Annotated in this window: 28 protein-coding genes and 1 pseudogene; 6 read left to right on the top strand and 23 right to left on the bottom strand. The window is 61.0% G+C overall.

The window, feature by feature from the left end; translation table 11 throughout:
• Positions 1-17: 17 nt before the first annotated feature.
• From FNL56_RS05995 to FNL56_RS05915, 17 genes are all read right to left on the bottom strand, one after another.
• Positions 18-1292, bottom strand: coding sequence for a type II restriction endonuclease (locus FNL56_RS05995; protein ID WP_143581831.1), 1275 nt, complete (start codon positions 1290-1292; stop codon positions 18-20).
• Between the two features lie 98 nt (positions 1293-1390).
• A complete protein-coding gene (locus FNL56_RS05990; protein WP_143571954.1) occupies positions 1391-1996 on the bottom strand; it encodes a c-type cytochrome in 606 nt (201 codons plus the stop codon).
• Positions 1993-3165, bottom strand: a complete 1173-nt coding sequence (locus FNL56_RS05985) for an OpgC domain-containing protein (RefSeq protein WP_143578813.1) — start codon at positions 3163-3165, stop codon at positions 1993-1995. Before FNL56_RS05985 ends, FNL56_RS05990 begins: the two co-directional genes overlap by 4 nt.
• Positions 3166-3202: 37 nt before the next feature.
• A complete protein-coding gene (locus FNL56_RS05980) occupies positions 3203-3694 on the bottom strand; it encodes a DUF305 domain-containing protein (RefSeq protein ID WP_143576044.1) in 492 nt (163 codons plus the stop codon).
• A gap of 68 nt (positions 3695-3762) precedes the next feature.
• A complete protein-coding gene (locus FNL56_RS05975) occupies positions 3763-4092 on the bottom strand; it encodes a four-helix bundle copper-binding protein (RefSeq protein ID WP_168202865.1) in 330 nt (109 codons plus the stop codon).
• Positions 4093-4141: 49 nt separating this feature from the next.
• A complete protein-coding gene (copD, locus tag FNL56_RS05970; RefSeq protein ID WP_143576042.1) occupies positions 4142-5077 on the bottom strand; it encodes a copper homeostasis membrane protein CopD in 936 nt (311 codons plus the stop codon).
• On the bottom strand, positions 5077-5445 hold the full coding sequence (gene copC, locus FNL56_RS05965; protein WP_143571952.1) for a copper homeostasis periplasmic binding protein CopC: 369 nt from the start codon (positions 5443-5445) through the stop codon (positions 5077-5079). The genes copD and copC overlap by 1 nt, the downstream gene beginning before the upstream one ends.
• Positions 5446-5482: 37 nt before the next feature.
• Positions 5483-7351 (bottom strand): DUF4396 domain-containing protein, encoded by a 1869-nt coding sequence (locus tag FNL56_RS05960; RefSeq protein ID WP_143571951.1) that lies wholly within the window; start codon positions 7349-7351, stop codon positions 5483-5485.
• Positions 7352-7388: 37 nt separating this feature from the next.
• Entirely contained in the window at positions 7389-7727 is a 339-nt protein-coding gene (locus tag FNL56_RS05955) for a DUF305 domain-containing protein (RefSeq protein WP_143571950.1), read from the bottom strand.
• A 293-nt stretch (positions 7728-8020) separates the two neighbouring features.
• Positions 8021-9007: an FkbM family methyltransferase gene (locus FNL56_RS05950; protein ID WP_143571949.1), complete on the bottom strand. Its 987-nt coding sequence runs from the start codon at positions 9005-9007 to the stop codon at positions 8021-8023.
• 77 nt (positions 9008-9084) lie between these two features.
• Complete coding sequence (locus tag FNL56_RS05945) at positions 9085-9387, bottom strand: copper-binding protein (protein ID WP_143571948.1); 303 nt, start codon at positions 9385-9387, stop codon at positions 9085-9087.
• A 23-nt stretch (positions 9388-9410) separates the two neighbouring features.
• Positions 9411-9926 (bottom strand): cupredoxin domain-containing protein, encoded by a 516-nt coding sequence (locus FNL56_RS05940; protein ID WP_246660873.1) that lies wholly within the window; start codon positions 9924-9926, stop codon positions 9411-9413.
• An 11-nt stretch (positions 9927-9937) separates the two neighbouring features.
• Complete coding sequence (locus FNL56_RS05935; RefSeq protein WP_143571947.1) at positions 9938-11329, bottom strand: multicopper oxidase family protein; 1392 nt, start codon at positions 11327-11329, stop codon at positions 9938-9940.
• Positions 11330-11343: 14 nt separating this feature from the next.
• Positions 11344-12810, bottom strand: a complete 1467-nt coding sequence (locus FNL56_RS05930; protein ID WP_143581830.1) for a TolC family protein — start codon at positions 12808-12810, stop codon at positions 11344-11346.
• 8 nt (positions 12811-12818) lie between these two features.
• Entirely contained in the window at positions 12819-13112 is a 294-nt protein-coding gene (locus tag FNL56_RS28215; RefSeq protein WP_143581829.1) for a hypothetical protein, read from the bottom strand.
• Positions 13113-13188: 76 nt separating this feature from the next.
• On the bottom strand, positions 13189-13668 hold the full coding sequence (locus FNL56_RS05920) for a hypothetical protein (protein ID WP_143581828.1): 480 nt from the start codon (positions 13666-13668) through the stop codon (positions 13189-13191).
• Positions 13669-13760: 92 nt separating this feature from the next.
• Positions 13761-14036 (bottom strand): metal-sensitive transcriptional regulator, encoded by a 276-nt coding sequence (locus FNL56_RS05915; protein WP_143571943.1) that lies wholly within the window; start codon positions 14034-14036, stop codon positions 13761-13763.
• Between the two features lie 53 nt (positions 14037-14089).
• On the opposite strand from FNL56_RS05915, the gene FNL56_RS05910 reads away from it, so the two are divergent.
• From FNL56_RS05910 to FNL56_RS05900, 3 genes are read left to right on the top strand one after another with little or no spacing between them, the layout of a single operon-like run.
• Complete coding sequence (locus tag FNL56_RS05910; protein ID WP_143581827.1) at positions 14090-16777, top strand: heavy metal translocating P-type ATPase; 2688 nt, start codon at positions 14090-14092, stop codon at positions 16775-16777.
• A 54-nt stretch (positions 16778-16831) separates the two neighbouring features.
• Entirely contained in the window at positions 16832-17257 is a 426-nt protein-coding gene (locus tag FNL56_RS05905) for a YeeE/YedE family protein (RefSeq protein ID WP_143571941.1), read from the top strand.
• A gap of 3 nt (positions 17258-17260) precedes the next feature.
• Positions 17261-17719: a DUF6691 family protein gene (locus tag FNL56_RS05900; protein ID WP_143571940.1), complete on the top strand. Its 459-nt coding sequence runs from the start codon at positions 17261-17263 to the stop codon at positions 17717-17719.
• A gap of 255 nt (positions 17720-17974) precedes the next feature.
• Here FNL56_RS05900 and FNL56_RS28210 read toward each other — a convergent pair whose 3' ends face one another.
• The 3 genes from FNL56_RS28210 to FNL56_RS05890 are packed head-to-tail and all read right to left on the bottom strand — an operon-like array spanning position 17975 to position 21674.
• Positions 17975-18514 (bottom strand): MFS transporter, encoded by a 540-nt coding sequence (locus FNL56_RS28210; protein ID WP_246661515.1) that lies wholly within the window; start codon positions 18512-18514, stop codon positions 17975-17977.
• On the bottom strand, positions 18466-19242 hold the full coding sequence (locus FNL56_RS28205; RefSeq protein ID WP_246661654.1) for an MFS transporter: 777 nt from the start codon (positions 19240-19242) through the stop codon (positions 18466-18468). The genes FNL56_RS28210 and FNL56_RS28205 overlap by 49 nt, the downstream gene beginning before the upstream one ends.
• Positions 19243-19244: 2 nt before the next feature.
• Positions 19245-21674, bottom strand: a complete 2430-nt coding sequence (locus tag FNL56_RS05890; RefSeq protein WP_143571939.1) for a heavy metal translocating P-type ATPase — start codon at positions 21672-21674, stop codon at positions 19245-19247.
• Positions 21675-21709: 35 nt separating this feature from the next.
• On the opposite strand from FNL56_RS05890, the gene FNL56_RS05885 reads away from it, so the two are divergent.
• Complete coding sequence (locus FNL56_RS05885) at positions 21710-22339, top strand: DUF6629 family protein (protein WP_246661624.1); 630 nt, start codon at positions 21710-21712, stop codon at positions 22337-22339.
• 662 nt (positions 22340-23001) lie between these two features.
• Here FNL56_RS05885 and FNL56_RS28755 read toward each other — a convergent pair.
• The 3 genes from FNL56_RS28755 to FNL56_RS27955 all read right to left on the bottom strand — a co-directional run bounded on the left by FNL56_RS28755 (position 23002) and on the right by FNL56_RS27955 (position 24767).
• Positions 23002-23661 (bottom strand): CHAD domain-containing protein, encoded by a 660-nt coding sequence (locus FNL56_RS28755; protein ID WP_368039334.1) that lies wholly within the window; start codon positions 23659-23661, stop codon positions 23002-23004.
• Positions 23662-24181: 520 nt separating this feature from the next.
• On the bottom strand, positions 24182-24457 hold the full coding sequence (locus tag FNL56_RS05870) for a hypothetical protein (protein WP_246660871.1): 276 nt from the start codon (positions 24455-24457) through the stop codon (positions 24182-24184).
• A gap of 64 nt (positions 24458-24521) precedes the next feature.
• Positions 24522-24767 (bottom strand): hypothetical protein, encoded by a 246-nt coding sequence (locus FNL56_RS27955; protein ID WP_210245476.1) that lies wholly within the window; start codon positions 24765-24767, stop codon positions 24522-24524.
• A gap of 247 nt (positions 24768-25014) precedes the next feature.
• Between FNL56_RS27955 and FNL56_RS05860 the strand changes: the two are divergent.
• Positions 25015-25776 (top strand): annotated as a pseudogene (locus FNL56_RS05860) (IS5 family transposase).
• A gap of 203 nt (positions 25777-25979) precedes the next feature.
• Positions 25980-26705: a Bax inhibitor-1/YccA family protein gene (locus FNL56_RS05855; protein WP_143581826.1), complete on the top strand. Its 726-nt coding sequence runs from the start codon at positions 25980-25982 to the stop codon at positions 26703-26705.
• Positions 26706-26713 lie beyond the last annotated feature (8 nt).

Below are 26713 nucleotides of genomic sequence, written 5' to 3'. Positions count from 1 at the left end.
TGTTCGTCTCCGGACGCTCAGGGGAGCGCCTTCGAAACCGACCTGACCGCCTTCAGACCCTCCCCGAAACGGATGATCGACTCCCGATGCCGTTCGAGCTCGCCGTAGGCGAGATATCGGACGTCGAGATCGACGACCGCGGCGAAGGCCGGTCTGGCCATCTGCGCCCGGACATCGGCTTCGCGGCCGTCCGGCGCTACCAGAAAGATGCCCTTGAGCAGGTTGCCGCAAGGACCGAGCGCGAGATCGAGCATTCTGACGATTCCGGAGTAGATCGAAGTGGTATGCTCGACCTCGAATGCGGCGTGGATCGCTCCATCCCTCTTGTCCAGCCAGAGCACGTCAATGAGCCTTACGGCATCGATCCCCGCCGATCCGTCGAACGGACGGAGATCTCCGGCGCATCCGTCCGACAGCCGCCCTCCGCCATAAGCACGGTTGCGGTCGTTGGATGCGATCCAGACGTCGTATCCCAATCCAAGACCGATATCGCGCAGGAGACTCTGCATGTCGGTATGGGTCCGATCGGTTTCCGTCTCGCGGCCCGGCGTTTGGGCGGCCGCCTTTTCGCGCACCTCAGCGAGGTCGCGTTCCCAAGCTGAGATGCCGTCGGCGCCTTCAAGCGGAGGGGCCGGATAACGGCCCGTGCCGACGTCGAACAGGAAGCCCGCGACCGCGCCCAGATCGTTCGAAAGAAGGTCGCGATGCTGGGCGTTGAGCCGCAGCACGCCGGCCCGCATCGCCAGGTAGTCGGGCCAGCTACCCAGCTTCACTCGGGATCCGGTGACGGCGTTGTATCCCTTCACGATCGTCGTGTTGAACGGCGCTGCGATCGTGGGATGCAGAAAATACAGCAAGTTCGCCGCTGCCGGACCCAGGCCCTTGATCTTGCGGCCGTCCAGCGCCACGATGGCGGCGAGCACCTGTTCTTCGGTCGAACAGCAGGCGCACGTGTCGAGGAAGCGCCCGAAGGCCAGCTGATTTCCGGCATCTTCGTAGATGTCGGGTATCCGAAGCTTCGGCTTCCAGAGGAACGCGTGGTCGGCACCCTTGAAAATCTGACGCTGCTCGGCGACGGACTTCACCGCGACTTCGAGGGAAGATCCCTTGTAGACGTTGCCAAACGTGCCGTCTTCGATCTGCCGCACGACCTGCTCGATGCCGCGGCGGATGGACCGGAAGTTCTTGAGCCGCTCCTCCCAAAGGAACCAGGACCGGTACGTGGCGCCCGGATCTTCCCTCCAGGCCTCGATTGAGTATCTCAGTCGCCCGGAGGCCTCGCTAGACAACATCCCGCCCTGTCCTTCTTGTCGTCGAGACGGCGTCGACGCTGCGCCATCGTCCCATTCTCCCACAAGCGAATGCATGCATCCAGCCATCGACCGGACCGTCAGTGCGGATGACCGGGCTTGGAGCCGCTATTTCCCGCGGCCCCCTTTCCGTCGGTTCGCGAATCCTTATCGCCGTCCATTTTCATGTCGCCCATCTCTTCGTCCGGAGGAGCATTGGCCACCATCTCCTTGTAGTGGTCCGCCGAGAGGCCCGGAAGCCGTGTCACGAAGGCGACGATGCTCCAGATGGTGTCGTCGTCGTGGCCGACGCCCCAGGCCGGCATACCGCTCATCTTCAGCCCGTGCTTCACAACCCAGAACGCCCGCTTCGGATCGATGCGCTGTTCGGACAGGTTCGGTGGCTGCGGGTAGAGGCCCGGCCGGATCTCGGAGTCCTTGATGCCCGGCGCCAAATGGCAGTTCACGCACATGGCCGCATACTGCCCCGCTCCCTTAGACACACGCTGCTCGTCCTGAAGCTCGGGCAGATCGATGTTCCTCGAGTGCGCGGCGATCGAGCGGTCGCGGATCGTCTCGATGACCCTGCGGGTGACGTCCCAGTGCGGCGCATCGGCTCCCATGTCGTAGGCGCCGGCGCCGAAGTACAGTGCCACCCCACCTAGACCGATCGATATGGCGACGATGCCCGTGACCCAACGTCTCATGTGACCGCTTCCTGCTGCGCCCGGCGATCGGCCGCGGGACGTATCGTGATCGCCGACGGCGCATCCAGCGTCCGTGACCACGTCCGGTAGAACGCTATGGCGGTCATCAACGAGATGCCCATCGTGCTCAAGGCGATCTGCGTGACGAGGGCGTTCGAATACATCTCGAGGATGAAGTGGCCGATGAATGAAAGGAATATCCCGACGCAAAAGACCTCGAGCGACCGCTTTCCGCACACGATCGCCGGCTTCAGCAACGCAGAGTGCAGAACGGACGAGTCTTTAGGGAAAAGCCGCACCACGATGACCGCAAGAGCCAGCAGATGGATGACGCGGTACGGCGCCAGATTGGTCTTGTCGTTCGGATCGAACACGTCGATCAAATCCGCGGGCAGAAAACTGGTAGTGCCGATCCGGACGGCAATCGTGACGACGAAAGCGAAGACCACGAAGACGATGCTTGCAACAAGGACTGTCCGCGATCGTGTGAGGGTCTGCACCCGCGTCCGACCGCCCAGCGCCGCCCATGCACCCATCGTGAAGAGAAGCTGCCAGGCGAAGGGATTGAAGTACCAGCCGCCGGACGGGTACGCCGAGAAGTTCCAGTCGTAGAAACGAGCGGACAAGTAGACGATGACGGAAGCCCCCAATGCCAAGTCCGGCGCTCGCCGCATGAGGATCAGCAGCGGCGGAAAGCCGGCCATGATCACGATGTACAGCGGCAGCACGTCGAGATTCAGCGGCTTGAACTTCAGCAGAAGCCCCTGAGAAAGTGTAGCGACCGGCTGCTCGATCAGTCCGGCGACGTTGAATTCGTCCAGAAGATGGGAGTGGCCGCGCTGCGCGACGTAGCCGATCGCCACCGCGTAGAATACGAACAGCAGGATGTGCGCGACGTAAAGTTGCCAGACGCGGCGGAGGAGCAGCGCCGTTCCGGCAAGAATACCTTGCAGCGCCATCCGCCGCGCGTAAACGAACGCCGCCGTGTATCCGGAAATGAACACGAAGATGTCCGCGGCGTCGCTGAATCCGTAGTTTCTCGTCGTCAGCCACGCCACGGCGTTGTTCGGAATGTGATCGAGAAAGATCGCCCAGTTCGCGAGACCTCGGAACAGGTCGAGACGCAGATCGCGTCCCGGCGAAGGCGTCGGCGGAGCTTCATTCTTCATCGGTACCAACCGGTTCCGGAGTTCATTTGCGTGTTTCTCACTGCGGCAGCCTAGCCGGGAGGTCCGGCGCCCCGGCGGGTGGCGCGCTCCGGCCGAGGTCCGCGATAAGCTGCTTCATTTCAGCGATCTCCTTCACCTGCGCTTCGATGATTCCGTCCGCGAGCTTGCGCACGCGCGGGTCGCGGATGTGGGCGCGCTCGCTGGTCATGATGGCGATCGAATGGTGCGGAATCATCGCCTTCATGTAGGAGACGTCGTCGACCGTCTGCTGGCTGCGAACGAGCCACAACGCGACCACGAAGATGAGGGCGCTGCCGACGAAAATCCCGGCATTGGATCGCTTGTCCGGATACATCTTCATCATGAAGGCGAGCATGAGCGCCGCCATCACCGCTCCCATCACGAAGGCCATCCACATCCGCGTCTGGCTGAAGAACACATGGTCGATCGCATATGTGTTGAGGTACATCAGGCCGAACATCACGACCGTAGAGGCGGCGATCATTGCGCCGAAGCGCGCATAGCTCATTTTCATCATCATTGCTTCCTTGATTGCTGTTGATACAGGATCCAGCGGAACTGCTCGTTTCGCTTCCTCTAAGCCGCCATTGCGCGGCAACTCTCGGCGCAGGCCCTGCAGGCCTTCACGCAGTCTTCCATGCCGCCGATGCGTTCGCAGTCTGCGGCGCATTCGGTGCAGATCTCGGCGCATTCGCGGCAGACGTGTTTGTGATGCGGAGAATTCATCAGCATAAAATGGGCGGAGGTCCGGCAGATCTCTGAGCAGGCCGTCATGAGCCTGAAATGAGCCGGTTCGACGTGCTTTCCGCCACTCTCCAGGCAATGGTTCATCGCCATGCCGAAACAGGTCTGGTAGCAGCGCAGGCATCGGTCGATGCATTCCTGCATGTGTGCGTCCATCTTCATGGCGGTCCTCCTTCTTGCCGACCGCCGGGATGGCAGCCGCTCTCGCCGGTCATTGTCCGATCGCCGGCCTGATCGTTCCGAGGATGCTCACGCTCAAGAGGACGAGCAGGCCCAGGCCTTGTTCGCTCAGCACGTGAGTCCGCAATTTGCTCCGCCAGACGGCGGACCCGTCCGTGTCTCCCCTTCCGGAGGCTTCCAGGGCCGGCACCAGCCAGAACCGGTTGGCCGCGGCGAGCGCCAGCATCCCCGCGAAGAACGCAAGCTTCGCCATCAGAATCTGCCCATAGGTGCTGTGCAGCAGGCTGGACACCGACCCGACGAGGAGCCAGCTATTGACCAGACCGGTTCCGACGAGTGTCGCCACGGCCGCGTAACCCATGCCCGAGAAGCGCATCAGGACGCCGTCGACGTCGACGGCGCCGGGACCCGTCCTCGTCCCGGCATAACCGAGCAGGATGAAGCCGAGCGGCGCCAGCCCTCCGAGCCACGCGCCGGCGGCAAGGAGGTGGCCCGCGTCGGCGGCCACGTGCACCAGGCCCTGCCATCCTTCCTCGATCTGGGAGTGCCCGGCACCGGCGAGTGAAGCGAGCAGTCCGGCGGCGAGGAAGGATGTCACCAGATCCAGTCCCACCGTGGCGCGCGACGACGACTGCAGGATCGTGACCGCGACGAGCGCCGCGGCGACGATCATGCGCACCGTCCAGACGACGCCGAAGCCGGTGTCTCGGAGGACCGAACCGACGATCTCGGGATCGGCGAGATCCGCCAGCGCGCCGCTCATGTTGGCGACGGAGAAGGCGAACCAGGCGAGGCCGCTGATCAGAGCGAGGAATGCCGACCAGCGCAGAACCTTGCTCCTCCAGCGGACGAGCGTCTCGGGCTCGGCGCCTGCGTAGGCGTAGAGCGGAAAGAACGCCGCCCCTGCCAGCGTGGTCGATGCCACGTAGTGCAGAAAGCGTGCAACGACGAGCCCGAGATCGATCATCAACGCGCTACGCCGAAGGAGTAGCTGCCCTTCACCTTGTGGGTGTCGTCGGACACCGCATGCCATTCGACCTTGTAGTCGCCGGGCGCCAGTTCATCCTTGAGGGGCACGATCATCAGCTTCTTGTTGGTCGGATCGGTGGTCGCCTTGCCGACCGAGATCGCCTTTCCGGACTGATCCTTCAGTTCGATGCCGGAGAACTGCGGGAGAATGCTTTCGTTGAACAGGACGCGGATCTGCTTCGGCGCAGGCGACGCCTTCCCGGCTGCGGGCTCGGCGGACTGGAGCTCCGGATGGGCGTAGGCCACGCCGGTCGTGAGGAATGCTGCGATCAGCGTGACGGCGACGATAGAGGTCTTCTTGAACATCGGTCTTCCTTTTGGTGATGCGGATATCTGTGTGGTTTCAGTGGACGTCCAGAACGAGCATGAGGCCTCCGCCGCCCTTCTCTTCGACGTTGTTGTTGGCCGTGTGGTGGGGGATATGGCAGTGGACCAGCCACTTGCCGGGTTTTCGCGCGGTCCAGACGACGTCGTAGCGCTGCCCCGGCCCGACGTTGACGGTGTCCGCCTGGTATTTGGCGCTGTCGTTCAGCGTCACTCCGTCCACGGCCACGACCTGAAACGGGCCGCCGTGGACGTGCATCGGATGCACGAAGTTGTTGTTTGTGCCGATGAAGCGGATCTTGATGGTCTGGCCGACCTTCATCGGGACGATGTCGGTGGAGGGATACGCCTTGCCGTTGATCGTGAAGTAGTTCGGCAGCGCGCCTTCCATCAGCATGGCGGGATACGTCCGCCATTCCCGTTTCAGCCATTCCTGAAGCTGGATCGTGTAGTCGATGTCGGCCTTGGACTCCGTCGACGGATCCTTCGGCGAGATCAGCAGAGCCCCGTAGAGACCGAGCGCCTGCTGACGGTCCGGATGGTCGTGACTGTGGTAAAAATAGGTGCCGCTCTGGGCGACGTCGAATTCGTAGGTGTAGGAACCGCCCGGCGGGACAGGATCCTGCGTGACCTTCGCCGGCCCGTCCATTTCGTTCGGCACGATGAGACCGTGCCAATGCACCGTCGTGCTTTCCGGCAGAGCGTTGTGGAAGTTGATCCGGACGTGCTCGCCCTCGGTAAGCTGGAGCCGCGGTCCGGGCACCTGGCGGTTGTACGCGTAGGCCTCGACCGCGACGTTCGGCAGGATGTTCCAGCGGATGATCGAAGCCTCGATGTCGAAGACCTTGATGCCATTCTCGATGCGGGGCTGCAGCACCTGGTCGCCCTTGGCGTCCGGCGGAGCCGTGTACGTCACCTGTCTGGGCTTCACCGCGGCCATGTCCTTCATGGCCTCGCCGGGCAGATCGAACGTGTTGATCATGCCGGGCGGCATGATGGCGCCGTCGACATCGCGGACGCTCAGTCCCAGATTCACCGAAAACCCCGGAACGACCATCCCGGAGACCAGCAGAAATCCCGTGACGCCGGCGAGCGCGGCCAGCTGAGGACGCGTGGCATCGCCGCCCATCGCGTGTCCGCCGCCCTTCTTCATCTGACCGTGGTCCATTCCCGCCATTGCAGGCTTCGCTGCATCGTCCGCGTGGGCTTTCGACGCGTCGCCGGCGCGTACCGTCATCAGGCCGTGCTTGATCTTCTTCTTCACCATCCAGACGTTGAAGGGATATGCGGTGGTGAAGCCGACCATCACGCCGAGGGACATCACGCCCCAGAAGATGAGCTCGAGCGGATCCATCGCGCGCATGTCGCGACCCATCATCAGGAGGCTCATGGCCGGCGCCATGCCGGCCATCATCGCGTTCATGCTGATGAACTCGGGCATGAAGCTCTTACGGACGTTCTCCCAGTAGGTCCCGCCCATCATCTTCTTCATGAAGAGCGACTGGAAGATGAACAGCCCGAACAAGAAGCCGGCAACATACTCGACGATCAGGTCGATCCACATCGGCAGCCCGAGCGATGCCGTGACGACGGCCGCGAGAATGATGCCGGTCGCGTCGCCGGCGACGCAGTGGATGGTGCTTCCGACGCCCTGCTTCCACAGCGGCGACGTGAATTCTTCGTGCTCGCCCGGCCTCGGCTCCTTGTCCGCGAGGACGTAGAGCAACAGCCCGAACGGGCCCATGTAGAGCGTGACCAGGATGAACCCCCATTTCATCACGGTCGGCTCTGGGTTGCCGCTGAACTGGTCGTAGGCGACGTACGCCGTCGACCCGGCCGCGAGGACAAACCATGCGATCAGATAGTAGTCGTAGGGTAGTGCGATCATGGCGTCCTCGCGGGTTGGGGCTTCGGTCGGCTCCGGATCAGTGCTTGCTGATCCAGTCTTCGAGCATCTTCTGCTCGTCGCCCTGATCCTTGATGCCCTTCTCGGCCATCTGACGGATCATCGGGTCCTTGGTCTCCTTCAGAACGGTCTTCGACATGTCGATCGCGCCCTGATGGTGCGCGACCATCATCTTCGCCCAGGCCTTCGTCGGGTCGGGGTCCATGCCCTTCATCATCGCCGCGTCCATCTTCTCCATGGACGCCTTGTATTCCTTGTCGGCTCCCTCGGCCCGCGCGAAGCCGGGCACGGCCAGAGCGAATAGAAGGGCTGCGGCGGAGGCACAATTACGAAGTGTAGTTCGTTCGGTTCTCGTCATGACATTTCTCCATTGTTGAAACGACGCCTGCCGAAACGGCAGCGGAAAATGGTTGTTCCGCGCCGCGATCGATAAACTCCGCCGCTGAATCCGCTTCGTCGGAACGCAGGAATTCGTCGCGCGCGGCGTGTCGCGCGTGCTTGCGGATCGACGGAAGCGAAGGCCGGCCGGCTCTCAATATCTCCAATGATCGGGTGCGGGTTCGACGACGGAACGAGGCGGACGCACCGCGCGTGTCGCGGCGCGTAGCTCCTTGCGGAAGCGCGGCACGGCAAGGATTCGCCTAGGCCCGTTCATGACGGCCCTCCGCCGATGCGTTCGAGTCTCTCTGCCCAGAGCGCGCTCGCGGTGGCGAAGACGTTGTAGCCCACCCACGCGTGCCGCTTGATGCGATCGAGTACGGAAAGATCCTGCACGCGAACGAACCGGGATGTCGCGACATCGAAGACGTACAGGCGAAGCGAGGTTGCGCCCATCAGATGCCGGGACACCCGATGCTCGCGATCGGCTCCGTGCTCCTCGCAGATGAACACCGCGTCGCCCGCCAGAAGGTTCTCAGCCCCCTGCAGGGCTTCGATCTCCACGCCCTCCACGTCGAGTTTCACGACGACGGCGCGGGTTATGTCGATCGCGCCTTCGGTCATAAGGGCGTCGAGTGAGACTGTCCGGACCGCTCCTTCCTCACGGGCGCCGATGCTCGCCGTTCCGAACGCCTCGTGACGGGCGCCCGTGATGCGGACGTAACCGCCGGAAGTGCCGCCGACCGCCGCGTGAATGCAGCGGAAGCGATCTCCGTTGAGCCGCGCGTTCAGTTCGAGACGGGCCGCGTTCGCGGAGGATGCCTCGATGGCCAGCGCATGATGAGATCCGAAAGGTGCGCTGGATGCGATCACGGACCAGTAGCCGAAGTTGGCTCCGCAATCGACGAAGACGTAGTCGATGTCGGACGCGCCTTTTAGGAACGCCTCGATCTCTTCTTCGTAGTCGTACCGACGGTTGAGAAGCCTACTCCAATATCCGTCCGCGAAAGGTACGGAGAACAAAGCGTCGGAATTCAGCCGGACGACGATGTCGCGGGCGGCGAACGCGGACGCGACGATCCTGCAGCCCAGCCGGTATCCGCGGTGACCGAAAGGCTGCGTGACGGCGGATCCCGCCTGCAGGGCAAGCACGGCGAGCTTCTGGGCCAAGCGGGCACCGCTCAGCCTTCCGTTGCCGCGATCGTACGCGAGCGACGATCCCATCGGGGCGGTTGCTTCCTGGCCTAGAGCTGCTTCCATGCGGTCTCCCTTGCGCGGCTATGACGACCGGCCCCCTGCCGCCGGCCGTCGGCCGGAGGCGGAGGGCATCAGTCGGGCTACTTGCTCTTCTGGATCTTGGTGATGGCGATGCCGTCGCTGCCGCGCTCGGCCGTGAACTGCACCTTGTCGCCAGCCTTGACCTGCTTGAGCATGGCCGGGTCCTGGACCCTGAAGACCATCGTCATGCCGTCCTCGTCCATGCCGAGGTTCTTGATCGCTCCGTGCTTGAGCGTAATCTTCTTTGCGGTCTCGTCGACCTTCTTCACTTCGCCTTTGACCATCGCGTCCTGCGCGAAGACGGCGGTCGAAGCGAGCAGCGAGACCGCGAGGATGGATGCTGCGAGTTTGTTGTTGGTCATTTTCTTTCCTTTCGGGGGTTGGACTACTTGACGACGACGGTGCCGATCATGCCCGCTTCGCGGTGACCGGGTATCAGGCAGGAGTATTCAAACTCCTCTGCCTTGGTGAACTTCCAGACGAGATCGCCGCTCTTTCCGGAAGCCAGTTTCTTGGCGTTAGGATCGTCGTGCTCCATGTCGGGATTCTTTTTCATAGACTCAGCGTGCTTCAGGTTCTCCGCGGTGGTAGCGAGGACGAATTCGTGATCGAGCGCACCGCTATTGCGCAGCGTGAACCTGATCTGCTCATCCTTCCGGATCTCCACCTTGCCGGGAGTGAACAGCATCTTGCCGTTCGCCTCCGTCATGGTGACCTGCACGATCCTGCCCGGCTTCTTCGCGTCGCCGGGCTCTCCGGTCGAGAAGGCGTCGTCGTGCGCATGACCGCCGTGCCCGCCCTCGGCGAGGACCGGCACGGCATGCAGCAGGACGGCCAGCGCGACGGCTCCTGTCGTTAGAACTAATTTCATCGGTTTCACCTGTTTCGGTTTGATCGGCATGGTCGAGGCCTCTACATCCCCTTCATTCCTTTCATCCCCTTCATGTTTATGCCCTTCATCTCCTGCGGGGCCGCGGGCTTCGCTTTCGTCTTGTCGTTGACCTGGCGCGGCGCGGTGCTTTGCGGCGCCTCGACTTCGTATGCGACCGTGCCTTTCGGAAAGTCGTAAGGGCCGGGATCCTTGTAGTCGTCGCGGGCGAGTCCCTCGCGGATCTTCATCACGGTGAACATGCCGCCCATCTCGATCGGGCCGAACTGCCCGGAGCCCGTCATCATCGGCAACGTGTTGTCGGGCATCGGCATCTCCATCTCGCCCATGGCACCGCCGGTCGTTCCCATCACCATCGCGTCGGGAGCGAGCTTGCCCAGGACCTTCGCCAGATCCTTCTTGTTGACCCCGATCAGATTGCGGACGTCGTGGCCCATGGAATTCATGGTGTGATGCGACTTGTGACAGTGGAACGCCCAGTCGCCGGGATTGTCGGCGGTGAAGTCGAACGCGCGGATCGCGCCCACGGGAATGTCGGACGTGACTTCAGGCCACTGCGCGCTCTCGGGCACCCAGCCGCCGTCCGTACAACTGACGGCAAAATTGTGTCCATGGAGATGGATCGGATGGTTGGTCATCGTCAGGTTGCCCATGCGGACCCGGACGCGGTCGCCCAAGCGCACAGCCAACGGATCAATGCCGGGAAACACACGGCTATTCCAGGCCCACATGTTGAAGTTGGTCATCTCGGTGACCTTCGGCAGATAGGTGCCGGGATCGATGTCATAGCTGCTCATGATGAAGACGAAGTCGCGGTCGACGGGCCGGAACGATTTGTCGCGCGGATGCACGACGATCATCCCCATCATTCCCATCGCCATCTGAACCATCTCGTCCGAATGCGGGTGGTACATGAACGTGCCGCTGTGCTTCATCTCGAATTCGTAGACGAACGTCTTGCCCGGCGGGATGTGCGGCTGGCTCAGGCCGCCCACGCCGTCCATCCCGGCCGGCAGGATGACCCCGTGCCAATGGACCGTCGTGTGCTCGGGCAGCTTGTTGGTGACGAAAATCCGGACCTTGTCGCCTTCCACGGTCTCGATGGTGGGACCCGGCGACTGACCGTTGTAGCCCCACAGATGCGCCTTCATGCCCTCGGCGAATTCGCGTTCGACCGGCTCGGCGACGAGATGGAATTCCTTCCAGTCGCCGTTCATCCGCCACGGCAAGGTCCAACCATTCAGCGTGACCACGGGATTGTAATCGGGCCCGCTGGTCGGATGCAGCGGCGGCTGCATCGTGACCTTCTCCATCGTCGGGGCTTCGGGAATGCTCGCCGCCTGCGCGCGACCAGTGATCGCGGCCGCGCCTGCGAGCGCCGTGGCTGTGCCGAGGAAGTTTCTGCGGGACAACATGGGATTCTCCATCGTCAATGCCCTCCGCCGCCGGACGCTTGCGCGGTCGTCGACGATCTGTTTTCGGGTTGGGATTCGCCGCGACCGCCGCCGTTGACCGCGGTCTGAAGTTCGGATTGCGCGAGCCAAAAGTCGCGCTTGGCCTCGATGGCCGCGCGCAACGCCGCTATGCGCTGTCTTGCCTCTGTGAGCAGCGCGAAGACGTCGACCTGCATGCTGCCGAAGCGCAACTGCATCTCGTCCGAGATGATCTTGCGCAGCGGCAGGACCTCGCGCTGGTAGTGTCCGGCGATGTCGTAGGTCGACCGGTAGACCCGGAAAGCGTTGCGCGCTTCGGAGCGGACGTTGACCGCCTTCTCGGTCAGAAGGTTGAACGACTGGTTGTAAGTCTCGGCGGCCTGGCGGACGCGCACCTCGCCGCCGTCGTAGATCGGGATCTGGAACTGGACGTCGAAACCCCGCTCGCGGAACGGCGGCCCCTCCGGGTCGCGGGTCTTGCGGTCGATGCCGGCCACGTCGATCATCGTCACGAAACGGCTGGCCTGGGTGAGGTCGAGTGACTTCGCGAGGGCGCCCAATTCGATCCGGGCGATCTGGAGATCGATGCGATGCGTGACGGCATCGACTTCGATGCCGGGCAGCGAAAGCGGCCGCCGCGGCAAGACCGGCAGGCGCTGCGGCAGCTTGATGGCGACATCGCCGTCCCACAGCCCGAGCAGCCGTATGAGCCGCTCGCGCGAGCTCGTCGCCTCCTGTCGGATGGTCGCCAGATCGGCCGTCGTTTCCGCATAGAACACCTGTTCGCGGGCCTGGTCGAGCTTGTTGAGCGACCCGGTCTCGCCGAGTTTCCCCGCAAGCTGGGCGGTGGATTCGGCCGTCGACTTGGCGTCGGTCAGAAGGCCAACCAGTTCGTTGGCGGCCACCGCCCGGTAGTAGGCGCGACGGACGTCGGCGGCGAGCCGCAGAGTCTCTTCGGCAGCGCGCAGTTGCACCTTCTGGAAGCGCTGGCGGGCGATCTCCGAACGAAACGGCAGCGTTGCGAGAGCGAGGATGTCTCCCACGATCTGGCGCTCGATCTCGACCGCTCCGCTTCCGGAGATGCGGGATATGGAGAACGTCGGGTTGGGCGGCAGAGTGTCCGCGACGAGGTCGGTCTCGGCGAGCGCCAATTCGTTGTATGCGGCCTGGAGCCCGCGGTTGCTGAGCAGCGCGACCTGCACCGCGCTGTCCACCGTCAGCGAGCGCCGAAGCAGGCTCTTGACCGCACCGTCGGCGCGCAGCGCGTCGTCCTGCGTCTTGATCGAGATGACGTCCTTCTTGATCGTCTCGCCGGCGACGCCTGCGACGACGCCCATGCCGGCATCAGGTGAGAAGGTAGCGCATCCGGAGAGGAAGAGCGACGAAAGCAGGACTGCGGCCGCTGCGGGCCTGGAGCCGCGACGGGCGGGCGTACGGCGGCGGATATGATGCGTGTCGGACATGTCCGCTCCTACTGGCCTGATTTCGGCGCGGGAGCGGCACGGTCGTTCTGCTCCCTCCACGACGACGGAGCGACAGGACGAAGGCGGGTGTAGGGAGCGACGGTCGAACGATAGCCGACGCCCGCGACTCTCGCCGATGGATCTGCCGGATCGGCTCCGGCCAAGGGCACTGTCGTCGGCAGGCAGCCCCCCAGAGCGAGGGCCGCAGCGGCCAAACCAGCGATAGTCCTAAACCTGATGGAATATAGATTCTCAACCACCGAATGAACGGCGGCGAGTCTCGCCCCAAACTGCGCAGACATTGTGCTTCCCTGAAATGACGATGGACCATAGGCGTCCACGCCCTCTCAGGCGCAGCACCCCGTCGACTAGGTCAGGTCAGGAAATGGGGGGACGATAAAGCCTATGGGGAGCGTTATCGGTAACCTTGCGGTACCCCTCGAACTGGCAAATGGCCGTCGGGACCGAAGGTGTCGCGATATCGATCAGCGTCGCCGGAAGCGCGGAGACGCACATGAGCCCGCAGCACTGTCCGTCGGGCGAGTGGGGAGCGTTTTCGGGGACCTGCTTGCCGTTCGACCCTATTTTCGTCGGAATGTGGTCGCCATCTACATCGACTACATGATGGGCTGCGGCGTGTTCGTGAACGTGGCCGTCGGAATGAACGTGCCGTGCCGGCGCATCGCTGTGCACTCGCATCATGCCGGACATATGGCCATCGTGGGTCAGGCATGGAGCGACGGAATGCTCGCCGGGCAGGGCGTATGAGATCGTCGGCGCCAGCACGCACAGAAGATAGACCAGGGCGACGAACCACCCTGCCTTCGTCCGTTTGATCCTGTTGAGCCTAACGAGCATTTAGAATCGGTTGCTTTCGATTTCTCGGCGAGTCCATACCCGTACCATAGCCGTCGATAAGAATTCCGCAAAGCTGAAACTCGAACTCAGCGTCATCGTTCCGCTCGTCCGACCACGGCCATCAGTTCGGCGATCTTCTGGCGCTGATCGGCCTTGTCGCCGCTCGCGATGGCATGTTCCACGCAATGCGAGACATGGTCTTTAAGTACCTCTTCTTCAACGCGTCGCAACGCGGCTCGGACAGCCGAGATCTGCGTCACGACGTCGATGCAATAGCGATCCTCTTCGACCATCTTCGACAGCCCACGGACCTGTCCCTCGATCCGGCCGAGGCGTTTTTTCACGGAAACCTTGATGTCATCCTGCATGAGGCCCATATACCCCTACAAGGTATGGGTTTCAAGTCGTGAGGGAGATTTAGATGACCGGGACGCAGAAAGCAAATTCGCACGGGGGTTGTGGGTGTTCATCGAAGGCTCCGGCGACGCCTGAAGAGTCGGTTTCGGCAGCGTCTTGCTGCGGAGGTTCCGCCAATGGCAAATCCCACGGCCATGAGGATCATGGCCACGACCAAGTCCCTGAAGCCGGGCGCAAGACGATAGACCCCGTCTGCGGCATGACCGTCGATCCCACGTCGAGCGAACACCGGTTCGAGCACAGCGGCGAAACTTATCACTTCTGTTCCGCTGGCTGCCGAACGAAGTTCGCGGCTGCTCCGGAGAGCTTCTTATCTAAGGCCAAGACGGCCGGAGGCGGGTGTTGCGGCTCTGACTCAACACACCAAGCGCACGATCACCAAAAGACCGTTGGCATCGGAAAGACGGTCGATCCCGTCTGCGGCATGGCCGTCGATCCGGAGACCAGCGAACACAAGCTCCAACATGACGGCGAGACATATCACTTCTGCTCCGTGGGCTGCCGTACCAAGTTTGCCGCCGATCCGGAGCGGTACCTGAACAAATCCCAGATCGATGCGAAGCATCCCCCCATCGCGGAAGGGACGATCTACACCTGCCCGATGCATCCGCAGATCCGCCAAGTGGGCCCCGGAAGCTGCCCGATATGCGGAATGGCGCTTGAGCCTGAACTGGTCAGCCTCGACGACAAGCCGAATCCCGAACTGGCTGACATGACGCGGCGATTCTGGATCGGCCTCGCGCTGGCCTTGCCCGCCGTGGTCCTGGAGATGGGCGGCCATCTCATGGCAGGCCACGGTTGGGTCGATCCGACGCTGTCGAACTGGATCCAACTCACGTTCGCCACGCCGGTCGTGCTGTGGGCTGGGTGGCCATTCTTTGTGCGCGGTTGGCAGTCGCTCGTCACACGAAATCTCAACATGTTCACGCTGGTCGCGATGGGGACGGGCGTCGCCTATGCCTACAGTCTGGTCGCCACCGTCGCGCCCGGCGTCTTCCCACCCGCTTTCCGCATGCACGGCGGCGCGGTCGCGGTCTATTTCGAGGCGGCGGCGGTCATCACCGTCCTGGTGCTGCTCGGCCAGGTTCTCGAACTTCGGGCCCGCGAGGCGACGTCCGGTGCCATCAAAGCCCTGCTCGAACTTGCGCCTAAGACGGCTCGCCGCATCGGAGATGACGGCGCAGACCATGAGGTCCAGATCGACAGTCTCGCCGTAGGCGACAAATTGCGGGTCCGGCCCGGAGAAAAAGTCCCGGTGGATGGCTTCATTCTTGAAGGCCGCTCATCACTCGACGAATCCCTTGTGACTGGCGAATCCATGCCCGTCACCAAGGAGGCAGGCGCTAAGGTGATCGCGGGCACGCTCAACCAGTCTGGCGGCTTCGTGATGCGCGCCGACAAAGTCGGACGCGACACCCTGCTTTCGCAGATCGTCAAGATGGTGGCGGATGCCCAGCGCTCGCGCGCGCCGATCCAGCGTTTGGCCGATCAGGTTTCCGGCTGGTTCGTGCCCGTCGTGATCATCGCGGCGCTGATCGCTTTTGGCGCCTGGGCGTGGTTTGGGCCGGATCCCCGGATGGCGTTCGGCCTGGTGGCAGCCGTAAGCGTGCTGATCATCGCCTGTCCTTGCGCGCTGGGCCTCGCCACTCCGATGTCGATCATGGTCGGCGTCGGGCGTGGAGCGCAGGCTGGCGTGCTGATCAAGAACGCCGAGGCGCTGGAGCGTATGGAAAAGATCGACACACTGGTGGTCGACAAGACGGGAACGCTGACTGAGGGCAAGCCGAAGGTTATCGCAATCGTTGCCGCTCCCGGATTTGCAGAGGCCGATATCCTGCGGCTGGCGGCCAGCGTAGAACGCGCCAGCGAGCATCCGCTCGCCGATGCGATCGTGCGAAGCGCGAAAGAGCGCAATTTGGAACTGGGAAAGGTCGAAGGGTTCGATTCGCCAACCGGCAAAGGCGCGACCGGCAAGGTCGACGGTAAGACTGTTCTGCTCGGCAACTCGAACTTCCTGACCTCGCTCGGCATCGAAACCCAACCGCTGAACGAGCAAGGCGAACGCATGCGCGGCAATGGCGCTACCGTCATCAACATCGCAGTCGACGGCGAGTTGGCAGGGCTGTTTGCCATCGCCGATCCCGTCAAGGCGTCGACGGCGGATGCGCTGAAGGCTCTGGCAGCCGAAGGCATCAAAGTCATCATGCTGACTGGCGACAATCGGACCACGGCGAATGCGATCGCAAGACAACTCGGTATCAACGACGTCGAGGCAGAGGTCCTTCCGGATCAAAAGAGCGCCGTTGTCTCCAAGCTGCAAAAGGCAGGGCGTATCGTCGCCATGGCGGGCGACGGCGTCAACGACGCCCCTGCGCTGGCCGCCGCTGAGGTAGGCATCGCCATGGGCACGGGAACGGACGTCGCCATGGAGAGTGCCGGCATTACTCTTCTCGGAGGGGACCTGGGCGGCATCGTTCGCGCTCGCCGGCTTTCGCAGGCCACCATGAGTAACATCCGTCAGAATCTCTTCTTCGCATTCCTCTACAACGCCGCCGGCATCCCGATCGCCGCAGGCGTTCTCTATCCAACCTTTGGCATCCTGCTGTCGCCCATCATCGCCGCCGCCGCCATGGCGCTATCCTCCGTCAGCGTGGTTGGCAACGCCCTGCGACTGCGCTTTACGCCATTGTAACAAGCCCAACGAAGCCGCAGAGATCCCCGCGACAGAAAAAGATGAAGGACCGTCATGGCCAATTTCACACCGATATCAGCCGCAATCGGCGGCGGGCTGATCGGGCTATCCGCTGTGATGTTGATGCTGTCGATCGGCCGGATTGCCGGCATCAGCGGAATATTCGGCGGGCTGCTTGATTTCAGCGGCGAAGAAAAAGGCTGGCGCGTAGCATTTATCGTAGGGCTCATTCTGGCGCCTTTGATTGCCGGCCTGATAGGCCATGAAATGCCGTCGCCACAAATGCCGGCGAGTTGGGCCATCATCATCGCGGCTGGCCTTCTGGTCGGCTTCGGAACAAGACTCGGGGGCGGTTGCACCTCCGGCCACGGCATCTGCGGAGTGGCGCGGCTATCCGTTCGCTCCGTCGCATCAACCGCCATCTTCATGGTGGCTGCAATCGCAACCGTCGCGATCACCCGCCACGTGTTCGGGATTTGAGTCATGCTGATGATCGCTTCCTTGGTTTGCGGGTTGGTGTTCGGCGCCGGCCTGCTGATTTCCGGAATGGTCCAGACAACCAAGGTTCTCGGCTTCCTCGATATCTTCGGGGACTGGGACCCCAGCCTCGCCGTGGTCATGGGCGCCGCATTGGCCGTTTCGGCTCCAGGCTTCTTGTTGGTACGGCGCCGGGCGCAACCGCTCTTTGCCGCTCAAAACTTCTGGCCGACGAAGATGAGTATCGATCGCCCGTTGGTGGTCGGGGCGGCATTGTTCGGAATTGGCTGGGGCCTCGTTGGGTTATGCCCCGGCCCAGCTTTGGAAAACCTGGCAACCCTGTCGCCGGCCGTCATCGTGTTCGCCCTCGCTATGGCTGCGGGGATGGTCGTGCACCGTCTCTGGCAAGCGACCTCGTCAAAGATGATAAATGAAGCGACCCTTCGGACCGCTGCAGACGGATAATTTTGGTATCACCTCATCAACGCGGAATATGCGCATGGTCCCCTCGCGGGACATGCAGTATCGTTGCTGTGCTGACTATCGCGGCGGCCGAGTATCTGATGGCGCCCCAAATCCTGAATAACTGATGACTTTTTCAAGTCGGGGCGGCACCCGATACACTCAGCGCTAAGGCTTTCGCCTCGCTACGCTGCCCGCCGATGCTTCGCTCGATGGCAGGTCGTTAAGCTGAGAAACCATCAAAGGTTTTCCGCCAACTCAGTGAGTGGGGCGGCGCTGCCCGTCGTTGGCTGCTTCGCGGTGATTTCGCAGCGCTTTTGGAAGGCCGAAACTCAGAAGCAGACCTAAAAGGGTCAACACGGCCGCAAGCAAAAACGAGGCACCGGGCAGAGACGCAACATTAAATAGAAGGCCCCCGGCGGCCGAACCGGCTGCAGCACCGAGGCTCGCTGCAGCCGTTTGCATGCCAAGCTGTGCACCCCTTGCCTTGCCGCCGTTGCTAGATATCCAATATGTCAGAATCGGAGAGAGAATGCCGGCGCTCGACGCGACCGCGGCCACAACCGCAAGCATCAGAGTGAAGTCGGAAGCACGTGGGACAAGGAATAGTCCAACAGCCAAAATGGCAAGAGCGGGTGCAATAAACCAACGCGTCGTGGTGGGCTCGATCCACGGCGCGAACACGATCGCTTGCACGACGAACATCACCAAACTGCACTCTGTGAACATCATGGCGATTTGATATTGCGTCAGTCCGAGTTCCTGCTTTCCGCGAAGCGCCAATCCGACCTCGAACACGCCCACTCCACTGAGACGAGGAAAGCCAGCATAAGAAGCCTCGCAACGAGCCATGTACGGCCCCTCGCTCTTTCGCCCTCGCGTCCGATCGTGTCCTCAGTATTTTCCTGAGCGGGAACGGTTACAGCCGCTGCGGCCGCCGCCAAGAGCGCCAAGACCGCCGTCCCCGCCAACGGGATGGCCAGTATCCCGATTGCGCCCCCGACGGGAAACAAGCTGGCGGCGCCTCTGGCACTTGCTACGCTCAGCATGGGTCCAAGCAGAAAGCCAATTATTCCCGCCAAACTGATGAAGGTTAGGCGCCGCGCTCTGATCTCTTCCGTACTCGCTAGATCTCCGATCGCAGCCAGCGCTACCGGCGTGACCGCGGCAGCAAACATTCCGCTCAAAAAGCGTTCGGCATACACCGCTGCCAGATTTTCGATGAACGCAAATATCCCCATCGTCATGCTGAATCCCAATAGTCCGATCAAGAGGACGACACGACGTCCATACCTGTCGGACAAATGTCCCCACGCCGGGGCAAAAAGAAACAGTGAGAGCGTGTAGAGCCCGGTAAGCAAACCAGTCGCGCGCGAGACATGGGTCGCATCGGTCCCTGCACCGAGGAGCCGCTCGATTAGATAAGGAAGAAGTGGCAACGTGACGCCGTAACCGATCGACACGGTGAACACGGACAGCATCAATGCGGCCATGGTGCTCGTCGGCACGCCCGACACGGCACGCATGATCAAGACATCGCCGCGGCGGCACTGAGCTCCCCAGGCGAACCAGACGGGCGCTGACGGCGGATACCTGTCAGCTTGGTCCTCTTCAACATCAGGGCGTTGATCGCGACCAACGCAGAACTGCCGGACATGGCAAGAGCGGCGATGCTCGGCCCAAGCAAAAACGGATAGAGGACACCGGCCGCCAGCGGAAAGGCAATAACATTATAGCCGACTGCCCACCACAGGTTCTGATGCATTTTTCTGAGTGTCGCGTGGGACAGTTCGATGGCACCTACCACGTCGAACGGATCGCTTTTCATGAGCACGATGTCTGCACTTTCCATCGCAACGTCGGTGCCGGCACCGATCGCGAAGCCGACATCGGCCTGCGTCAAGGCCGGAGCGTCGTTCACGCCGTCGCCGACCATTCCAACTTTCTTGCCTTGTGCCTGCAGTTCCTTCACCTTCCCCGCCTTGTCTCCGGGCAACACGTTGGCAAACACTTTTTCTATGCCGAGACTCTTCGCTATGCGATCTGCCGTGCCCTGATTGTCTCCGGTCAGCATGGCAACCTCGACGCCCCGCGCGCGCAGGGCCTTGACCGCTTCCACCGCGGTAGGCCGCACCGCGTCGGCGATAGCGATCAAACCAACGAGCTTGCCGCTCACTGCGAGATGAACGACCGTCCGCCCGGCGCCCTGCAAATCCTCGGATTTTGCGCTGAGTTCGCCGAGCTCGATCTTGTTCTCGGTCATCAGCAGCTTATTGCCGAGCAAAGCCGTTTTGCCATCGATATCGGCTTGGGCGCCTTTCCCCTCGAGATTTTTGAAGCCGGTAGCCTTCGGAGCCTTTACGTTGACGGCACGGCGCAGGATTGCTTGGGCCAAGGGGTGGTCCGATCCAGCTTCCACGGCGGCGGCCACGGATAGCAACTGATCCTCGGAGGCACCGGCAGCTATCGCCAGGTCCACGACTTCGGGGTGCCCCATCGTCAGCGTACCCGTCTTGTCAAAGATGACGACATTCAGCTTGGTTGCGTCCTCCAGCGCTGAAGCGTTCTTGAATAGGATGCCATTCATGGCGCCGAGTCCGGTTCCAACCATGATCGCCATCGGGGTCGCCAGCCCAAGAGCATCCGGGCAAGCGATCACGAAGACTGTGATCGTGAGGCTGAGTGCGAACAGGAGCGTCTGTCCTATCCACCAATACCAGACGACGAACGTGAGCAGGCCTACGGCGACCGCAGCCAAGACCAGCCACTGCGACGCGCGATCGGCAAGGAGTTGAGACGGCGCCTTGGAATTCTGCGCTTCCTGGACCAGCTTGACGATTTGCGCGAGCGCCGTGTCAGCGCCGACCTTGGTCGCGCGATACCGAAACGCGCCGCTTTTGTTGATGGTCGCGCCGATGACCGTATCGCCAACCTTCTTGTTCACGGGCATCGATTCGCCTGTAAGCATGGATTCGTCGACTAAGGACGTCCCTTCCAGAACCGTTCCGTCAACAGGGATCTTATTGCCGGGCCTGATCACGACGGTATCCCCGGATATGATCTCCGCGGTCGGCAATTCGAGTTCCTTGTCGTCACGCAGCACCGTGGCCTTGGGAGGCGCCAGATCCATGAGCGCACGGATGGCTTCGGATGCCCCGGCCCTGGCGCGCATTTCAAGCCAGTGTCCGAGTAGGATGAAGACGAGAAGAATTGCGGAGGCTTCGTAGAACTGCTGCCCACCGTAAAAGAACGTGGAGCCAACGCTGAACAGATAGCCAGTGCCCACACTGAGCACGACCAGCACTGCCATATTAGCGACACCGCTGCGGAGCGCGCGGTACGCCGCCACGACGAAGGGCCAGACTGGGTAGAGGATGGCGGCACTCGCCAGAATGAACAGGACAAGGTCTAGCCGCAGGCCGAACGGCGGCGGGATCTTAATGAAGTCCATGCCCATCGGAGAGAAAAGAAAGATCGGCAGGCTGAAGGCCAGCGCGATCCAGAAGCGGTTGCGCATGTCGCGGACCATGACCTCCATGTCCATTCCGGCGCCGTGGCCCATTTCATGCGCCATGGCGTCGGTCTTTCCCCCGCCATGCCCTTTGCTTTTTTCTATCGCCTCGGGATGGCCCATGGCGGGATGTCCGATCCCAGCATGGGCCTTATTCGAAGGCACAAGCTGGCTAATAAGAACTTCTGGACCAGGAACCGACGATGCGGGCTTATCGCAAATATGCCGGGGCAGAGCCACGCCCGCACAATGAAAGCCGCAAGTTTCAATCGCAGCTTGGATCGCAGTTGGTCCGGTTTTCCCGGGATCGAACATAACGGTCGTAGATCCAGAAACCGGGTTGACCCATACGCGTCCGACGCCCGCAACGCGCTGCAACTGCCGTTCGATCCCGTGTGCGCCGAGGACCGACAACAGGTCGCCGACTTCTAGCGTAATCTTGGTCATTGATGCTCGCTTCCGTCGGAGATAGAAGGTGAACTATGTGCTTCTGCGAACCTGTAAGTTTTGCTGCCGGCGGCATCCTGGTCGTCGGCGGACTTTTTGCGGGTTGGAAATCATTCACGACAAACAAGCGCTACTTGCCCGTCTCCCAGATGCCAACTCTGGCCGGTCTTCAGCAGATTATGGAAGGCCATGTCTGGATGGGAGTAAACAACTCCGACCCGTCCATGATCTGGTGGGCGGCCATGGGCTTTATCTTTTTCTCCTGGCTTGTTTGGCCGGTCTGGGTACCGTTCAGCATCTATTTCCTGGAGCCTCCAGCCAGTCCCCGCAAATTTCCGTTGCTCGGCTTCGCGTTGGCCGGAATTGTGTTCGGCCTGGTGCTCTTCGTCCCGCATCTTTTCCATCCGGATTGGGTCGACGTTCGAATAAACCGGCAGTCACTGGCTTACGAAGACACCATGTTTCTCGACTATCTGATCCCGCGCTGGCTGACTTATCTGATCTATGTTGTGCTACTTATTACCCCGACCATGATCTCCACCTACCTGCACATACGTTTGTTCGGAGTGACGCTGATCGCTGTTACGATTGTGGACTACGTGTTTCTGAGCTTTGCCTACATATCGTTCTTTTGTTTTCTCGCGGCCTCGGAACATTGCACCTGATCTACATCATCGTGTGGAACAAGTGTTGTCGCGAATGCCCGGAATTATTCAAATAGGCAATTGCCTACTGCAAACGAAGTTCTATGATGGACGGGTTCCGGAATGAGCGCTCCGGACGAAGCCGTGGGTCAGCGACCGGATGCCGGTCGTCGACGTTGAGTTGAGCATGCTCGTTGTCATGGATGGCTGCTTTGCAACTGCCACGATGGTTATGATCGATGCGTGTGCTTGGTCTTGTGATCAGTCTCGGAAGAACTTTCACCATGGCAGCAAGATCCGTCGCCTCCCGTCGTCGCTGAGCGCTTCGCCGCTGGGGACGGAGCCGCTTCCGGCTTGGCAACCGCGAGCCCGGCCTTTTCGTTGGAAGTCTGACTGCCGCAGCAACCGTGTGCCGATGTGGGCTGTGAAGTCTCGTTCTTATTGGTCATCTTTTTCTCCTGTTGGCTTTGGCTAGGGGGATCCGGCTATTTAGCTGACCGGCTTGGCATGGTCGGAAACAAGCAGCATGGGCTCCAGATACTCACCTCACGTTGACGCAATCCTGGATTAACATATTGATATAGGTCACGTGCGGAATGCGGCTGCCAAAGACGACGCTTCCGCGACAGTCTAGCTTTTCCAAAATGGTCTCGCATTCAGGAGTCGGCGATGCGCCTCGGAAGCTAAGCCGAGCAGCGCTGCCATACGCTCCTTCTTTGCGCCGCGAGGACCTGCCGCAACGCGCACAGGATTGCATTTCCTAGCCGCTGCCGCATCACCGGAGCGTGCCAACTTGGCCTCGATCTCATGCTCTGCCTGAACATCGTTTCGTTGCCGAGGCAGGTTTGCAGAGATTCGAGCGCCGCTATGAACATCTTATGCCGACTGCGGTGCTTTGGATCGGCCATGAGACTTGAAAGGAACTCAGACGCATATCGCATTTTCTTGGCTTTGATCCGAATTCGGGGGTGCTCGCCTGGCGAGAGCCGGTCGAAATGACGACTACGGTGTTTCAACCTTCTCCAACGAAGCTCAAGGACGCGGGCGACGAAATCCAGGATCGGCTGATCGCATGCAGATCGACCCTTATGCTCTTTCATACTGCACCGGGGGCCGCGCTCGATCCAGACGGAAAGATTGTCCATGAGCAGGCGAAAGCGCTTCGAATGGAGCGTGCTCATGACGCGCCCGTGGGCGCGATCCCGTTCAGAACGGGCCCGACCAGCGCGCTCCATTGCGCGCGGATGAAGGTCAACGTTTTTAACGGTTTTCGAAAGTGCGCTGCGGGCAATATAGACGTCCAGATCGCGAGCCTCTCCAAGTTTGTGCGAGATATCGCGCAAACCGCGTTTAAGCCGTCCGCATTCTTGGTCCGCCAGAATTGTTTCGAATAGCGATAGTGCTTACCGCAGTCGCCTTAGGGCTACCCGCGCCTAATGCAGCGGCTCCGCTGACAGGCGCGCTATCAGAGCGGACCTATTGAGACGTAACTGCTCGATGCAGGCTTGCGCAACTTGCATATTGGAGTTTAATTCGATCCGCTCGGCTTTGAATGAGGTCGTCCCATCGCCGCCCGGCAACGTACGGCTACGTCCGGATTAGGTGGGTGCGCGCCTGGTCTGTACGCGGCCGAAGCTTGGGGCCGGCTTTAACAAATCGGCCGGTAAACCGCGTCTCATCAGTCTTCTACCTTTATCACCTGGGACTTCTAGCGCGGTTGCAATGAGCCCGTGGCCTGGCAACAAGCTGTTGGACCTTCCCAGAGCTATCCCTTCCGCTAACATACGAATTCGTAGCCAGCAGAAACGACCGGTGGTAGCGTCGGAAACTACTCAGAGCTCCATAGGCCAGCCCAGAGCGTGATTAGCGTTGAGGCACGGATCGCATCGCTCCTTTACGTCCCGTCATCTTCTTCATCAACATGGCACATCCGCGCATGCCGTCTTTGGCCATCGCTATGTTCACCATCGCTAAATGCTTGTACATCTCCGACTTATGCGGGCCGTCAGGCATACCACCGATCATCGTCGTCATTTTAGTGAGGTGTTCCCCGGAGCACATCATCATCTTTGAGGATGCCGGGCTGACTGCGAAAGCACTGGTAGCCATGACGGCTGCGAGAATGATCGCGTATTTCATTGTGGACCCCATCAGAAAGAATCGGCGTGTTTTCCAATCGAACGGTGTGTTGTTCTAGTGTGACTTATGGACTGCGACGACGGAACGCCATGACACCGATAACAAGTACCACCAAGGCGACCACGAGCACGCCGACCCCTCCGAATCCGCCCATTCCGTAGCCCATCCCCCATCCCCAGCCGCCACCCATCATGCCGCCCCCACCCGGCCCCTGACCAGACATCTGTGCCTTCGCAACGGTCGCAAAGCTCAAAGTCGTGAGCGCAGATACCGCGAGCAAACGCGCCGAAGCGCCGAGGATTAAATACATGACAAATCTCCTTAAGACATCAAATCGGAATGTCGTGACTACCAAGGTTCCGAAGGGGCGATTTGTTCCGTTGACTGGGACGAATACAATTGGAACTGGGAAGGTCCGCTTGGAGTCATTCGCGCCCGTGCGAAGCCAGCAGCGAGTTCGGCCATGTCCGCCATGCCGCCGAAAGCGGAAGCAAATTCATAGTATTAGCAGCTCAGCGACCGATGCGATTCAAGCTCCGAAACCGGAGCCTCGAATCATGCGCTACGAACTCAGCGATTATGAATGGACCGCGATCAAGCCGATGCTGCCCAACAAGCCCCGGGCGTTCGGCGGGTAAATGACCGTTGCGTGCTCAATGGCATCTTTTGGGTCCTGCGCTCGGGTGCGCCATGGCGCGACCTGCCGGCGATCTATGGTCCGCGCACCACCTGTTACAATCGCTTCGTTCGGTGGCGTCGGGCGGGGGTGTGGGACCAAAATTATGGATGCACTTGCCGCCGGTCATGACGCGTCGGTGCAGATGATCGATACCTCCATCGTGCGCGTGCACCAACATGGAGCCTGCGTTTCTGACAACAATCACCAGGATATGGGTCGGTCGCGAGGGGGCCTGACCAGCAAGATTCACGCGGTCGTGGACACCAATGGCCTGCCCGTCCATCTCGCACTGACGCCCGGTGAGGCACACGACAATCGGCTTTGTACGGTTCTCCTCGGCTCGTTGCTTCCCGAAACGATGCTGCTCGCGGATCGCGGTTACGACGCCGACTGGATTAGGGAGCTTGCCCGCCAGCAAGGAGCATGGGCAAACATCCCACCGAAACGAAATCGCAAAGACCCGATCTGCTTCAGCCCGTATCTATATCGCGCACGGAACCTGATCGAACGGTTTTTCAACAAGATCAAGCAATGTCGCCGTATCGCGACCCGATACGACAAACTTGCAGCCAATTATCTGGCGTTCGCTAAACTCGCATCAATCCGGATTTGGCTACGCGCTAATGAGGCCACGCCCTAAGTTGGCGTAAGGCAGGTTAGTTTAGGGATGTCTGATGCTCGGAGGACTACTTATATTACTATAGGCGGAACGCTTCATCAAACATTGACATAGATTAATACCGAGCGCTTTGCGTCAAGGTATGTTTCCTGACGGGCGGGTCCCGCGGGATTGATTTATTTCAGCATACCGGCCCCAAGCCTTCGAACGCAGGAGAGCCACCCATGACCGATGATCACGCGACCCATGTGGCCGAGCTTTCGAGAGCAAAGCCTTTGCAAGCGGAGATAGACGCCGGTCTGCGGCAGTTTCTGCTGAGCGTCTACAACTACATGGGATCAGGCCTAGTCCTTACCGGACTTGTCGCCTATGGCGCGGCCGAACCCGGCCTGTACACGTCGCTGGTGCAGACCCCGGTACTTTTTTGGGGCATCGCGCTGGCGCCGCTGGTTCTGGTATTCTTTCTGAGCTTCCGCATCGAGAAGATGGGCGTCGGCACCGCACAGGCTTCCTTTTGGTCTTATGCCGCTCTCGTCGGCTTGTCTCTCGCGGGGCTCGTCCTGCTCTATACCGGCGTCAGTATCGCTCGCACTTTCTTCATCACTGCGGCAACCTTTCTCGCGATGAGCCTTTATGGCTACACGACGCGAACAGATCTTTCCCGTGTTGGCTCGTTCCTATTGATGGAGCTTTTCGGTATCATCATCGCCAGCGTGGTGAACATTTTTCTGGCGTCATCGGCTCTGCAGTTCGCAATATCACTGATCGGAGTATTCGTGTTCGTCGGGCTGACCGCCTACGACACCCAGCGAATCAAGAATGTCTACCTGGAGAGCGATGGCTCCGTCTTGGCCGGGAAGAAGGCCATCATGGGCGCACTAACCCTTTATCTCGACTTCCTCAATTTGTTTATCTTCCTGCTGCAACTCACCGGCAATCGACGTCAGTGAACCCTCTT

It is taken from the genome of Tardiphaga sp. vice304 (genome assembly GCF_007018905.1).
Classification (GTDB): domain Bacteria; phylum Pseudomonadota; class Alphaproteobacteria; order Rhizobiales; family Xanthobacteraceae; genus Tardiphaga.
The sequence above is the reverse complement of the archived record's forward strand: the minus strand, read 5'-3'. Positions and strand labels throughout refer to the sequence as shown.